The organism is Halomonas sp., assembly GCF_034520545.1.
GTDB lineage: Bacteria > Pseudomonadota > Gammaproteobacteria > Pseudomonadales > Halomonadaceae > Halomonas.
The window spans coordinates 29,175-41,764 of the sequence record NZ_JAXHNN010000016.1; the positions used below are offsets into that span (position 1 = coordinate 29,175).

Genomic DNA, 12,590 nt, shown 5'->3' on the forward strand with positions numbered 1-12,590 from the left:
ACACCCGGCCATCTTTCACACGACGGCCATGAGGCTCGCCACTCACGTATCCAGCGGCAGCTCATCTACCGGCATCGGCCAGCCGAACAGGTAACCCTGGAATGCCCGGCAGCCGTGAGCCATCAGCCAAGCCTGCTGGGCCTCGGTCTCGACGCCCTCGGCAATCACATCCAACTGCAGGCTATGCGAAAGAGTGATGATGCTGGCGACGATGGCCGCACTCGCCTCGTCCTCGTGCAGGTCGTGCACGAAGGATTGGTCGATCTTGAGCTGGTCCAGGGGCAGGCGCCTGAGGTAGGAGAGTGAGGAGTAGCCGGTGCCGAAGTCGTCCAGGGAAAAGGTCACGTCGTGCTCCCTGAGGAGCCGCATGATCTCGCGGGCCTCGTCACGATCATCGACGAACAGGTTCTCGGTCACCTCGAGCTTGAGCTTCTCGGGGCGGGCACCGGTGAGCTCCAGGGTGGTCAGCACCCGCGCGACGAAATCGGTCTCGCGGAACTGCTGGGGGCTGACGTTCACCGCGACAGTGAGATCGGCCGTAGCGGGATCCTTGGCCCAGGCCGCCAGCTGCCGACAGGCGGTCTCCAGCACCCAACCGCCGATGGGCACGATCAGTCGGTTCTCCTCGGCCAAGGGAATGAACTCGCCCGGTGAAACCAGGCCTCGCTCCGGATGCTCCCAGCGCAGCAACGCCTCGACCCCGATCATGTGTCGGTCGGCATCCACCTGGGGCTGGTAGTAAAGCAGGAACTCGTTGTTGGCCAACGCTTGGCGCAGACCCGCCTCGAGCCGGGAACGCGCATGAAGCTGTTCCTGCATGGCCGGATCGAAGAAGCGCAGAGTATCGCGCCCGGCCTGCTTGGCCTGGAAGAGGGCCATATCGGCCTGCTGGAGGATCTCGTCAAGGGTCGTGCCATGATCGCGGTAGAGAGTGATGCCGATGCTGCCGGTCATCGTCACCGAGCTCCCGGCCAGGCTGCTCGGCACCCTTAGCGCCCCGAGCAGCTTGTAAGCGATGCGCTCGACGACAGCCGCCACTCGCTGTGTATTGCGGCCCAGGTCGTGGAACAGCACCGCAAACTCGTCACCGTCCAGCCGAGCCAAGGTGTCACTCGCGCGGAGTGACTCGCCCAGTCGGCTGGCAACCTGCTGCAGCAGCTGGTCGCCGGCGTGATACCCCAGGGTGTCGTTGACCTGCTTGAAGTTATCCAGGTCGAGATAGAGCAGTGCGCCAAACTGGCTGCTGCGAAAGCTGTCCTTGAGCGCACCCTCCAGGCGGTCCAGCATCAGCCGGCGATTGGGCAAGCCGGTCAGGGGATCATAGAAGGCGAGCTGATGGATCTCTGCCTCGGCGGCCTTGTGCTGAGAGATATCGCTGAAGGTAGCCACATAGTGAGTCAGCTCGCCTGCCTTGTCATGCACCGCACTGATGGTCAGCCATTCGGGGAACACCTCGCCGTTCCTGCGCCGGTTCCATATCTCGCCCTGCCAGCTGCCTTTCTCCTTGACGCACGCCCAGAGATGACTATAGAAGGCCTCGTCATGATGGCCAGAACTGAGCAGGCTGGGGTTGCGACCCAGCACCTCGGCCTCGGAATAGCCGGTAATACGAGTGAAGGTGTCGTTGACCTTGAGGATCCTGGCCTGGTCATCGGTGATGACCATGCCCATGTGCGTCTCGAAGGCGGTGGCGGCGATGCGCAGCTGGGCCTCGGTAGCACGGAACTGGGTCACCTCACGCACGACGGCCAGCACACCGCTATAGCCGTCGCCCTCCTCGACCAGCGGACTGATGATGGCCTGGAAGTCACGGGGCACGCCGGCCAGGGTGACGCGATACTCCGTTTCCACCGGTTCACCGGTGACCTGCAGCTCGGCCAGAGCCTCATCGAACCGCCGTACCACTGCTACGGGCAGGACTTCACTGTAGTGGCGCTGCAACAACGCCTCGGGTTCCTCGAGCAGCTGGTCTCGGTCCACGGCATGAACATAGACGAAGCGGCCCTGGGCATCGAACACGAAGATCATGTCCTGGATCGAGCTGACGAGGGCCCGCAGCTGCGCCTCGCGGTCCTGAACCGTCCGACGGACCTGCTCACGCTCCACCAGGCGCCGGCTCAGCTCGCTCTCCAGCCGCAGCCGACCCAGGTAGTGGCGCAGCAGCCACCAGCCCAGTGCCGCCACCACCAGAAAGATGCCGACCAGCAGCCAGAGCCGCTGCCACCAGCCGGCGAGCAGGACCTCGAGTTCCTCGCCCACTACCACTAGCAAGGGCAGATTCGCTACGCGCTGCATGGCATAGAGTCGCTCACTGCCGTCCAGCGGCGAGGCCGTGCGCAGGGTCGTAGATGCCTCGCCACTGTCGAGGAAGGCTCGTGTCAGCGGCTCGCTGAAGGGGGTGCCGAGCACGCCCATGGCGCCACCCTCATCGAATGCTGGCCGGCGGGTGATCAACCGCATCTCGGTGTCTGCGATGGCGATGCTCTCGCCGCGGGTCATACCCAGCCGCGCCAGTGATTCGCCGAAGATCGCTGGATTGAGCCGCACCACGGCCAGGCCACGGAACTTGCCATCCGGCCCCAGCAGGCGGAGAGCATGGACGAGATGGTAGGTCTGCCTGAACGGAGACCAGTAGAGCGGTGTCACCAGGGATTCGAGGCTGGGATCTTCCAGGAAGGCGAGATAGAACTCCCGGCTGCTGACGTTGTAGTCAGGCGGCCACCAGGGCGCGGATGAGGCAATGACACTGCCAGCTGCATCGACCAGGCTCAACTCATCGATGAAGGCGAGACGATCACGCTGACCAGCCAACAGGGCCTCGAAATCGCTAGGGGTGACCGCAAGCCTCCCCCCTCCCTGCTGCTGAGGGGCATCGAGCAGCTGCGACAGCCCTCCCAGAGCATGCTCGCTCACGGCAAAGGTAGTGGCCACCCATTCGGCCACCAGGTCGCTGCGAGCGCTGGCACGCTCCCGGCCCACCTCGAGGTCACGCCGATGCTGGTCCCGCAGGATACCGGCAAACATCAGGAGCAGAATCAGCAGAGCCAGCACGTAGAGGGCGATGGCGCGACGACGTATATCCCGATGACGCCTCTCGGGCAACGCCTCGGAGGGAAACGACTCGCCACTCATGTCATGGGAAATCCTTGCGTTGGATCCAGAGTCAGAAGATATCAGCCTGACCCAGCAATGTATCCGGGCCAATGACGGGACGCCTTTCTATATAAGCCATTGAAGCAGACGTCGCCTCGGGCCACCATGAAAGAGTTCACCGATCACTAGACGGCGCCAGGAAGCCCTGCCCATGGATGATGTCGCCAGCCAATTCCTCGCTGCCAACGATTCCGCCATTCGGCTGGGCGTGGCGCTGCTGCTGGGTGCGCTGATCGGTATCGAGCGCGGCTGGACGGCTCGGGAGCAGAAATCCGGCGAGCGCGTCGCCGGTATCCGTACCCACGCACTCGTCGGGCTGCTCGGTGGTATTGCCGCGCTGCTCTCGGAAACCGTCAGCGAGTGGGCCTTCCCGCTGATCTTCGTGACCGTGGCCGGCATCAGCCTGGTGGCCTGGCGTGCGAAGCTGGCCGAGCAGCATGACTACAGCATCACCGGCCTGGTAGGCCTGCTGCTGACCTTCTGCTTCGGCGCCGTGGCCGTATCGATCGACTTGGCCCTGGCCGCCGCTGGCGCGGTGATCACCGCGGTGATACTGGACAACAAACACGAGATCCACGGCCTGTTGAACAAGCTGCAGGCTCATGAGCTCGATGCCGGGCTCAAGCTGCTTCTGATCACGGTGGTGATGCTGCCGCTGCTCCCTGATCGCGGCATGGGGCCCGGCGAGGCGCTCAACCCCTACGAGATCTGGTGGATGGTGGTACTGATCGCCTCGATCTCTTTCGTCGGCTACTTCGCCATGCGCCTGGGTGGCGCCGAAAAGGGCATCCTGTTTACCGGTCTATTCGCCGGACTCTCCTCCTCCACGGCGCTGACCCTGCACTTCGCGCGGGTATCACGCCAGAGCAGTGACCTCGAGGCCATGCTGGCCGCCGGCATCCTGCTGGCCTGCGGTACCATGTTCCCGCGCATCCTGATCTACACCGCGCTGATCAGTCCCGGCCTGCTGCCAACGCTGCTGCTTCCGGTCACCGTCATGGGGGCGATGCTCTACCTGCCCGCGCTGTATCTCTGGCACCACCACCGCAAGACCCTTCAGGTCGACAGTCCGACCCCCATCCAGAACCCGCTGGAACTGCGCACGGCTCTGCTGTTCGGCGGCCTGCTGACCGCGATCATGCTGCTCGGCGAGTGGCTGCGTGGATGGCTGGGCGAAGCCGGCATCTATCTGCTGGCAGCCTCATCGGGGGTAGCCGACGTCGATGCCATTACCCTGTCGCTGACCCGCATGTCGCTGGAGGACATCGATACCTCCACCGCCGTGCTGGGCATCGTGATCGCTGCCGCCGTCAACAATCTCTTCAAGTCAGGGCTGGCCACCCTCCTGGGCACCAGGCAACTCGGCAAGCGAGTGGCCGTGCCAATGATTGCTTCCATGGTGACGGGGCTAGGGATCGCCCTGGCGGTGTGATCCGTCGGCACGCTTAGGGGAGCTTCGACAACAGCTCCTCCACAAAGCGCGGCCCGAGCCCCGGCTCGAGCAGCAGCATGAACGCCACGCCCCAGGCACCGCCCCAAAGGTGAGCGCTGTGATTGATCTTGCTCCCCCCACGGTGGCTGGCGTGAAACGAATAGGCTACGTAGACGATCGCAAAGACGATCGCAGGTACCGGCACGAAGAAGACAAAGAGCAGCGACCAGGGCTGCAGGAGAATGTAAGCGAACAGCATCGCCGCCACCGCTCCCGACGCCCCAAGGCTACGGTACTGGCTGTCGCCACGATGGTGAAGATGGCTGGGCAGGATGGCAACGAGAATGCCCGACAGGTAGAAGAGCAGAAAGCCCAAGGCACCGATGCGTGGCGTCAAAACCTGCTCCATGACCCTGCCGAAGAAGTAGAAGGTGATCATGTTGAAGAGCAGGTGGGCTCCGTCGGCATGGATGAAACCATGCGTGAGCAGCCGCCACCACTGTCCCTTGGCCACGCCCGGTGGCCAGTAGATCAGCGACGCGAGAAGGGACGGCGACCGCCAGGCCGCCAAGGACACGATGACGGTGAGAGCGATGAGGGAGAGCGTGATCATGGGCTCCTGGATAACGAGATCCTTTCAGGTGGAAGGCTGTGGTGAAGTGACATGAAAAAAGACACCTCCAGCGGACGCCCGGTCAGCTGGAGGCAGCACAAGTGTTACGCAGCGTCTTGCCTGATTGAGCGGCTTAGTCCTCGTAAGGCGCCGAGCGGGTGTCATTCGGCTCGTGGCGCTTGAGGATCTCCTCTGCCTCAGGCTGCGACGAGTCGGGAACGATCACCTTGACTTCGCCGGCCTCCTTGTCGAGATACAACTTCTCCCGGGGAAAGCCCTTGGAAATCAGCTCATCGTATGCGTTGACGGCCTTCATGGCATCGTCGTAGGTAGCTGTCACTGTTTGCGTCATGCGTTCCTCCAAGGTGATGGTCGATACAGAAAGAGCCCGATCGGCCCTGTCATGGAACCTCTGCAAGCTACGCTTGCCGTCATCGGTCTCCTAATATATAGATGTTCGTGCGCAGAATGCCATCAGACCAGCGTCCTGCTTGATCCTCGTCATGTCCAGGTTTGCCTTGCCAATTCATGCTGCAGGAGAAACGTCATCGAGTGCAAATCAGGAGAAAGCTCGGGCCAACACGCTGTTAAACGAAGGACGTCGCGACATAAGGCTCACAGGCGACCCTCCACATAGCGCTTGAGCGCCAAGGCATCGTGTATGGCGTGAGCCGCCTCGTCATTATTGAAGTAGGCATGGACGCCGTGACCGTCCTTGAGCAGATCGGCCAGCCGATCCGCCTCGGCGGTCAGGAACTGGTGCGTATAACAGCCGGCATGGCGATCGCCGTGATAGCGCAGGTAGGTCCAGTCCGTCGTCAGCTCGCGCGGATGGTTATCCAGCATGTCGTGGATGCAGAGGGCCGCACCGTGCTCACGGAGCACGCTGAAGATCTCCTCATTGAGCCAGCTCGGATCGCGCACCTCGACAACCCAGCGGAAGCGGCCCGGCGCCTCCGCCAGGAAGGCGTCGAGACGGTCCGGTCTCGGCTTCCATTTCGGCGGCAGCTGCACCAGCACCGGTCCGAGATGCCCCTCGAGGCGAGCGGCAAGGTCGAGAAAGGGGGGGATGCTCTGCCCGGGGTCCTTGAGCCGCTTGATGTGGCTGCCGTAACGGCTGAACTTGAGGGCATACTCGAACGATGACGGCGCGTCCTCCCGCCAGCCGTCGACGGTATCTGCACGGGGCAGATGGTAGAAGGTGGCGTTGATCTCCACCGTATCGAAGCAGTCGGCATAGTAGTCGAACCACGCCTTCTGCGGCAGGTCGGCGGGATAGAAACGTTCCTTCCAGTGTGGGTACTGGTAACCGGACGTGCCTATCCTCAGGCGCCCCCTGCGATTCGGCTCCCGGCGTGCTGAGCTGGCCATGGTTCACCTCGCGTCTCTGACGGCGTTCTCAGCCCAGGTCAGGGTTTCCCTGGGGGCGTGGTGCACCTCAGAGGCGCTCATGCAGCTGCCAATCATTGTCGGTGAGCGGCTGCCCACCGTCGGGGGTGACCCGAACGGTATCGCTGAGGCCGATGCCCCACTGCCCCGGCAGTCGCAGGCAGAGAGGCAGATGGAAGACCATGTCGGCAGAGAACTCGCGATGCTGGCCACGAGCGATGTAGCCGGTACCCTCGACCCAGCTCGGCGGGAACTGTGCCCCTACCGCATAGCCGAAGACTCCCGAGAAAAACACGCGCTCGGCGTGAGGCGCCAGCACGGCCTCGGCAGCACGGGCAGCATCGTCGAAGGTTCGGCCGGGCCGCATGGAGGCTATCAACGCCTCGAACATCTCGCGACAGACATCGCGCAGCGCCTGCATCTCGGTGCTGGCCCGGCCAGCCACGGCGGTGCGCATCATTGGCGCGGTATAGCGGTGAAAGGCCGAGCCGAACTCCAGGAACACCGGCTCATCCGCGGCGATTGCATGGCGCTTGTGGTTGACGTGGATGACGCTGATGCGCCGGCCGGTGGTAACGATGGGCTGCAGGCTCATGAACTCGCTGCCTGCCGCCAGCAGCGCCCGGCTGCCCTCCGCCGCAACGTCGTTGTCGGTCACGCCGGGCGCGATGACCTCGATGGCCGCCCGCAGCCCAGCGGACGTGATGCGCGCGCTCTCGCTGAGGCAGTCGAGCTCCGCGGGCGTCTTGACGATGCGGATGCGGTCGAGCAGTTCACCGCCATCGTCGCGAAAGCGTCCGCTGCCAAGGCGTGCCTGCAGTTCGCGAATGACCCCGTGGCGCAGGCCGGCCCCGAAGACATCCAGCCCGATGGCAGGGAAGGGGGCGAGGATCTCCGCCAGCGGCGATATCACCTCCTCAATGCCTTCCCAGCGATAGCCCAGAATCTCATCCACCTTGGCGGTGACCACGGCCGGGCCGGTCTCGATAGAGGGCACCTGCAGCACCAGCCGGTCGGCCGAAACGACCAGACAGGTGTACACCGAGACCTCGAAGGTGTGATAGCCAGTCAAGTAGAAGATGTCGGCAGGATCGGTCAGCAGCAGTGCATCGAACCCGACGGCCTGCATGGCCTGTCGCACCCGGCGCCGACGCGCCGCGAACTCCTCGGGGGCAAAGGGCAACTCGCTCTCGGCGAGACAATCGGCCAGCGCATGGCGGTAGGCATGATGATCCATCGAATGACGCTCCAGCGTGAATAAGTCTTCCTGGCAGTGTAGCCATGACGACTGCCAGGTCCTGCATGAATGACGACAAAATATCCCTGTTCGCCTCCGCCCCGGTTTCGTAGAATCCAGCCTCGTATTTCAACGCCACAGGACAGTGCAATGGGCAGGGCCTTCCAGAACCGCAAGGAATCCATGGCCAAGACGGCCGACGCCAAGACCAAGGTCTACAGCAAGTACGGCCGCGAGATCTATGTCTGCGCCAAGCAGGGCGGCACCGACCCCTCGGGCAATCTCTCCCTGCGCGGTTTGATCGAACGCGCCAAGAAGGACCAGGTACCCAGCCATGTGATCGACAAGGCGCTCGACAAGGCCAGCGGCGTGGGCGGCGAGGACTTCTCTCCCGCCCGCTACGAGGGCTTCGGGCCGGGCAACTGCATGGTCATCGTGGAGTGTCTGACCGACAACCCGAACCGCACCTTCGGCGACGTGCGCGCCTGCTTCAACAAGGCCAAGAGCAAGCTCGGCACCCCGGGCAGCGTCAGCCACATGTTCGACCACTGCGCCATCCTCGCCTTCCCGGGGAATGACGAGGACGCCACCCTCGAGGCGCTGATGGAGGCCGATGTGGACGTCACCGACATCGAGAGCGAGGAGGGCCATATCACCGTCTTCGCGCCCCATACCGAATACGCCAAGGCCAAGCAGGCGCTGATCGACGCCTTCGGTGAGCTCGACTTCGAAATCGACGAGATCCAGTTCGTGCCTCAGACCACGACCTCGATCGAAGGTGACGACGTAGCGATGTTCGAGAAGCTGCTCGATACCCTCAACGACCTGGACGACGTGCAGAACGTCTTCCACAGCGCCGAGCTGCCCGAGTGATCCATGGCCCTGTCGCTCAGCCGGCGGCCACCACCAGCCGCAGCCAGAGCCACAGGGCCACGGCCAGCGAATAGAGCGCCGTCAGACCCAACAACGCATTGAGCGCCGCGCCGTCGCGGCGCTGCATCTCGCGTATCAGTCCCAGCGCCGCCAGGCCGATCAATCCCCAGGTCCCCCAGGCCCAACCCGGCAGCGCCAACGGCACCGTGACCGCCAGCGGTCCCAGCATCATGAGTGCGAAAAACCGACGGGTCGCCACCGCCCCCCAGCGTACCGCCAGGGTCAACTTGCCGGCCCGGGCATCGGTATGGCGGTCGCGCAGGTTATTGACCACCAGGATGGCGGCCACCGGCATGCCCACCAGCACGCCGGCCGCCACCGCCTCGAGCATGATCGGGCTCTGCTGGGCCAGCAGACTGCCGAGCACTGCCACCGGGCCGAAGAAGCACCACACCGCCACCTCCCCCAGCCCCCGGTTGGCGTAGGGGCACCGCCCGCCGCTGTAGCCGAGCACGCCGAGCAGTGCCAGGCCCCCCAGCACCCACAGCAGCCAGTGGCCAAACAGCACCAGCCAGAGCCCCGTTACTACGGCAACACCCAGGGTCACGGCGAGGCCAGCGCGCAGCTCAGTGGCCCTGAGCCAGCCCGCCTGCAAGGCGCGAGTGGGGCCCAGGCGGTCGGGCTGGTCAACGCCAGAGAGGCCATCGAAGAGGTCATTGGCCAGGTTCACCGCCAACTGCAGCGCGAGCGCGCAGAGCAGGCAGAGGACGGCAGTCAGCCAGTTGAAGTGTCCGGGCATCACCAGCCCCTGGCCAAGCAGCACCGGCCCGACCGCCGCCGGCAGCGTGCGCGGGCGTAGCGTCTGAACCCAGATGGTTACCTTGTGGCTCACCGCCACGGACATTGTCTTCCTCCCTGAAAGCGCTATCTGTCTTCGCAGCAACGCATGACATGGGGCATACTCTGTGGCGTATCCCATGTCCCTGCAAGGAGAAAGGATGTCCGCAGCCTGGTTGTCCCAGGTGGCCCTGCCTTGGGTGTTGGCCAGCGTGATGATGGCCATGGGGCTCAGCCTGATCGGGGCCGACTTCGCTCGCACCTGGCACCACCCTCGGCGCGTCCTGCTCGGCATCGGCCTGCAGATGCTGGCACTGCCGCTGCTCGCCTGGGGGCTGGTTCTGCTGCTTCCCCTGCCGCCGCTGGCAGCGGCCGGCCTGCTGCTGGTGGCCCTGGTACCGGGCGGGGCCACCTCCAACATGTTCAGCTACCTGGTTCAGGGCGACCTGGCCCTGTCGGTCACCCTGACCGCCATCGCTGCCGTGCTGGCTCCCTTCACCCTCCCACTGGTCATGGGCTGGAACCTCGAGCTGTTGGGCCTCACTTCCGGCGGTCTCGCGCTGCCCTACTGGCACACCGTCGGCCAGCTGCTGCTGGTCACCCTCCTGCCGGTGCTGGCCGGCATGCTGCTGCGTCGGGCCCTGCCGGCCACCTGGCACGAACGTATACTGCCCGGCGTGAAGGGATTCACGGGGGTGGCGATGGTCTCGGTAGTGGTGGCGCTCTTCATCAGCCACGTCGAGCGACTGCCGGCCCTGATAAGCATCGAGACTCTCGCCGTGCTGCTCCTTTGCCTGCTGAGCATGTTGCTGGGACACGGAGTCGCCCGGAGGCTGCATCTGCCTCACGATAGCGCACGCGCCATCACCGTTGAGGTGGGCGTGCAGAACGCCGGCGTAGCAATGATGGTGGCTTTCGTATTGCTGCAGCAACCGGCCATCGGCCTGGTGCCGCTGCTCTACGGCCTGCTGATGAACGTGCCGGTATTCGTGTGGATGTTTGCCTGCCTGTGGCGCGATCGCCACCCGGCACCCGCGGTCGCCGAGAGGCGCTGACCGCGGTGCCTGACGGCCGGCAGTCCTACTCCACCGTTACGGTGATGGCGTCGGAAGCCACAGGCGGGTCGAAGCTGACATGGCTGGCATCCATGAACAGCAGCTGAAGCGTATGTTCGCCGGGCTCGAGTTCCAGGGTAGTTTCGGTCTGGCCGCCGCCGAAGTGACGCATCGCCTCGTTGGCCGGCAGGGGCTGGTCGAGGTCGACCTCGTTCAGCGGCTTGTCCACCAGCAGGTGGTGGTGGCGGGTAGCCCCCGCCTGGATGCCGGCAGGCGCCACGCCCATGCCAGTGAGACCCATGCGCACGGTCAGCGGGCTCTCGACGGTAGCGCCGTCCTCAGGTGAGATGAAGTAGACCTCGGTACCCTGCGGAGCCGAGGAGCGTTCTATCTGGGCCAGAGCCGGACCGGCCAGCAGCATGCTGCCCGCCAGGGCCACGCCCGTAATCCACTTGTTCATTGCCGTCTCCTTACCGATTACCCGGGTGTCGCCCGCGGCGGGCGACACTCGCCTACAGCGTAGTCGAGCCGGACCGGGACCGTGCACGACTAGGCGCGGGGTCGCGGCTGGGTACTGCCGAGAAGGTCACGATCGCATCGGCCTCCAGGGTTTCTTGCTCCTCCAGGGCCGAGGCCAGGGTGTCCAGATCATCCCGATGCGCTTCGAGAAGCTCACGGCCGTGCGCTTCGAGTTCGGCTCAACAGCCGTTTTATCTCCTCGTCGACCAGCCCCGCCATGGCTTCGCTGTGTTCGCGAGACTGAGCCATCTCCTTGCCCAGGAAGACATGCTCCTGGCTCTCGGGCGAACATCACCGGCCCGATGCGTTCACTCATCCCCCAGCGTGCCACCATGCGCCGTGCCAGCTGCGTGGCCTGCTCGAGTTCTTTCTCGGCGCCGCTGGACACCTCCCCGAAGACCGGATGGATTCCGCCAGGCGACCACCGAACATCACGGTGATGCGGTCCCGCAGATAGGCTTCGCCATGGTTGTAGCGCTCCTCGTCGGGCACCTGCGCGGTCACGCCCAAGGCGCGGCCGCGTGGCAGCACCGTGACCTTCTCGAGGGGGTCGGCCTTGGGCAGCAGGTAGGCGAGCAGCGCATGGCCAGACTCGTGATAGCCACGATATGACCTCGCTGCGGAGAAGCCGACGTCCTTGGCCTCACCCAGCAGCAGGCGGTCGCGGCCGCCGAGAAACAGGCCCAGTCCACCTCCTTCTGGTCGTTGACGACCCGCCTGCAGGGCGGCTTCGTTGGCCAGGTTGGCCAGGTCCGCCCCGAGAAGCCGATCGTGATCTCGGCCAGTCGCTCGAAATCGACGTCATCGGCCAATGGCATGTCGCGAGTATGGACACGCAGAATATCGCGGCGCGCCTCGCGATGCGGATTCTCCAGAGTCACCTTGCGATCGAAGCGACCCGGCCGCAGCAGTGCCGAGTCGAGCACGTCGGGCCGGTTGGTGGCGGCCAGGACGACGACGGGCTCATCCGCCTGGAACCCATCCATCTCGGAGAGAATCTGGTTGAGCGTCTGCTCTCGCTCATCATGACCGCCACCCATGCCGGCGCCTCGGGAGCGACCGATGGAATCCAGCTCAGTCGATGAAGATCACCGCCGGCGACTGCTCCTTGGCCTGCTTGAAGAGATCGCGGACACGCGATGCCCCCACGCCCACGAACATCTCGATGAACTCCGAGCCACTGATGCTGAAGAACGGCACGGCGGCTTCACCCGCTACCGCCTTGGCCATCAGCGTCTTGCCCGTCCCGGGAGGCCCCATCATCAGGATGCCGCGAGGAATCTTGGCGCCCAGCGCCTGGAAACGCGCCGGCTCCCTGAGAAACTCGACCACCTCGAGAACTTCGCGTTTCGCGTTCTCCGAGCCTGCCACGTCGTCCAGGCGCACCTGGCTCTTCACTGCTCACCTGGCGGGCACTGGACTTGCCCATGTTGAACAGTCCTCCACCCGACATGGCACGCTGCTGCATGCGATTCCAGAACC

The 12,590-nt window shown here is 64.5% G+C and carries 14 protein-coding genes; 3 read left to right on the forward strand and 11 right to left on the reverse strand.

Annotated elements, in window-relative coordinates:
- Positions 1–42 precede the first annotated feature (42 nt).
- Complete coding sequence (locus U5L98_RS17230) at positions 43–3,132, reverse strand: EAL domain-containing protein (RefSeq protein WP_322559489.1); 3,090 nt, start codon at positions 3,130–3,132, stop codon at positions 43–45.
- 172 nt (positions 3,133–3,304) lie between these two features.
- On the opposite strand from U5L98_RS17230, the gene U5L98_RS17235 reads away from it, so the two are divergent.
- Positions 3,305–4,585 carry an MgtC/SapB family protein gene (locus tag U5L98_RS17235; protein WP_322559490.1) on the forward strand — a complete coding sequence of 427 codons (1,281 nt, stop codon included), beginning with the start codon at positions 3,305–3,307 and terminating at the stop codon, positions 4,583–4,585.
- A gap of 13 nt (positions 4,586–4,598) precedes the next feature.
- Here the strand turns inward: U5L98_RS17235 and U5L98_RS17240 are convergent, their stop codons facing one another.
- From U5L98_RS17240 to U5L98_RS17255, 4 genes are all read right to left on the reverse strand, one after another.
- The gene (locus tag U5L98_RS17240) at positions 4,599–5,198 is read right to left on the reverse strand and encodes a rhomboid family intramembrane serine protease (protein WP_322559491.1); all 600 of its coding nucleotides are present in this window, start codon (positions 5,196–5,198) and stop codon (positions 4,599–4,601) included.
- A gap of 133 nt (positions 5,199–5,331) precedes the next feature.
- Complete coding sequence (locus tag U5L98_RS17245) at positions 5,332–5,550, reverse strand: hypothetical protein (RefSeq protein WP_322559492.1); 219 nt, start codon at positions 5,548–5,550, stop codon at positions 5,332–5,334.
- Positions 5,551–5,813: 263 nt separating this feature from the next.
- Entirely contained in the window at positions 5,814–6,569 is a 756-nt protein-coding gene (locus U5L98_RS17250) for a DUF72 domain-containing protein (protein WP_322559493.1), read from the reverse strand.
- 67 nt (positions 6,570–6,636) lie between these two features.
- Positions 6,637–7,824: a Xaa-Pro peptidase family protein gene (locus U5L98_RS17255; RefSeq protein ID WP_322559494.1), complete on the reverse strand. Its 1,188-nt coding sequence runs from the start codon at positions 7,822–7,824 to the stop codon at positions 6,637–6,639.
- 150 nt (positions 7,825–7,974) lie between these two features.
- On the opposite strand from U5L98_RS17255, the gene U5L98_RS17260 reads away from it, so the two are divergent.
- Positions 7,975–8,697: a YebC/PmpR family DNA-binding transcriptional regulator gene (locus U5L98_RS17260; protein ID WP_322559495.1), complete on the forward strand. Its 723-nt coding sequence runs from the start codon at positions 7,975–7,977 to the stop codon at positions 8,695–8,697.
- A 16-nt stretch (positions 8,698–8,713) separates the two neighbouring features.
- On the opposite strand, the gene menA is transcribed toward U5L98_RS17260, so the two are convergent.
- Positions 8,714–9,601, reverse strand: coding sequence for a 1,4-dihydroxy-2-naphthoate octaprenyltransferase (menA, locus tag U5L98_RS17265; RefSeq protein WP_322559496.1), 888 nt, complete (start codon positions 9,599–9,601; stop codon positions 8,714–8,716).
- Between the two features lie 94 nt (positions 9,602–9,695).
- Here menA and U5L98_RS17270 point away from each other — a divergent pair, with 94 nt between their 5' ends.
- On the forward strand, positions 9,696–10,589 hold the full coding sequence (locus U5L98_RS17270; RefSeq protein WP_322559497.1) for a bile acid:sodium symporter: 894 nt from the start codon (positions 9,696–9,698) through the stop codon (positions 10,587–10,589).
- 25 nt (positions 10,590–10,614) lie between these two features.
- Here the strand turns inward: U5L98_RS17270 and U5L98_RS17275 are convergent, their stop codons facing one another.
- The 5 genes from U5L98_RS17275 to U5L98_RS17295 all read right to left on the reverse strand — a co-directional run bounded on the left by U5L98_RS17275 (position 10,615) and on the right by U5L98_RS17295 (position 12,506).
- Positions 10,615–11,049, reverse strand: a complete 435-nt coding sequence (locus U5L98_RS17275) for a DUF4399 domain-containing protein (RefSeq protein ID WP_322559498.1) — start codon at positions 11,047–11,049, stop codon at positions 10,615–10,617.
- A 126-nt stretch (positions 11,050–11,175) separates the two neighbouring features.
- On the reverse strand, positions 11,176–11,496 hold the full coding sequence (locus U5L98_RS17280) for a hypothetical protein (protein WP_322559499.1): 321 nt from the start codon (positions 11,494–11,496) through the stop codon (positions 11,176–11,178).
- Entirely contained in the window at positions 11,421–11,687 is a 267-nt protein-coding gene (locus U5L98_RS17285) for a hypothetical protein (protein ID WP_322559659.1), read from the reverse strand. The genes U5L98_RS17280 and U5L98_RS17285 overlap by 76 nt, the downstream gene beginning before the upstream one ends.
- Positions 11,609–12,181 carry an AAA family ATPase gene (locus U5L98_RS17290; protein ID WP_416208278.1) on the reverse strand — a complete coding sequence of 191 codons (573 nt, stop codon included), beginning with the start codon at positions 12,179–12,181 and terminating at the stop codon, positions 11,609–11,611. Before U5L98_RS17290 ends, U5L98_RS17285 begins: the two co-directional genes overlap by 79 nt.
- Before the next feature lies 1 nt (position 12,182).
- The gene (locus U5L98_RS17295; RefSeq protein ID WP_322559501.1) at positions 12,183–12,506 is read right to left on the reverse strand and encodes an AAA family ATPase; all 324 of its coding nucleotides are present in this window, start codon (positions 12,504–12,506) and stop codon (positions 12,183–12,185) included.
- Positions 12,507–12,590: the final 84 nt, after the last annotated feature.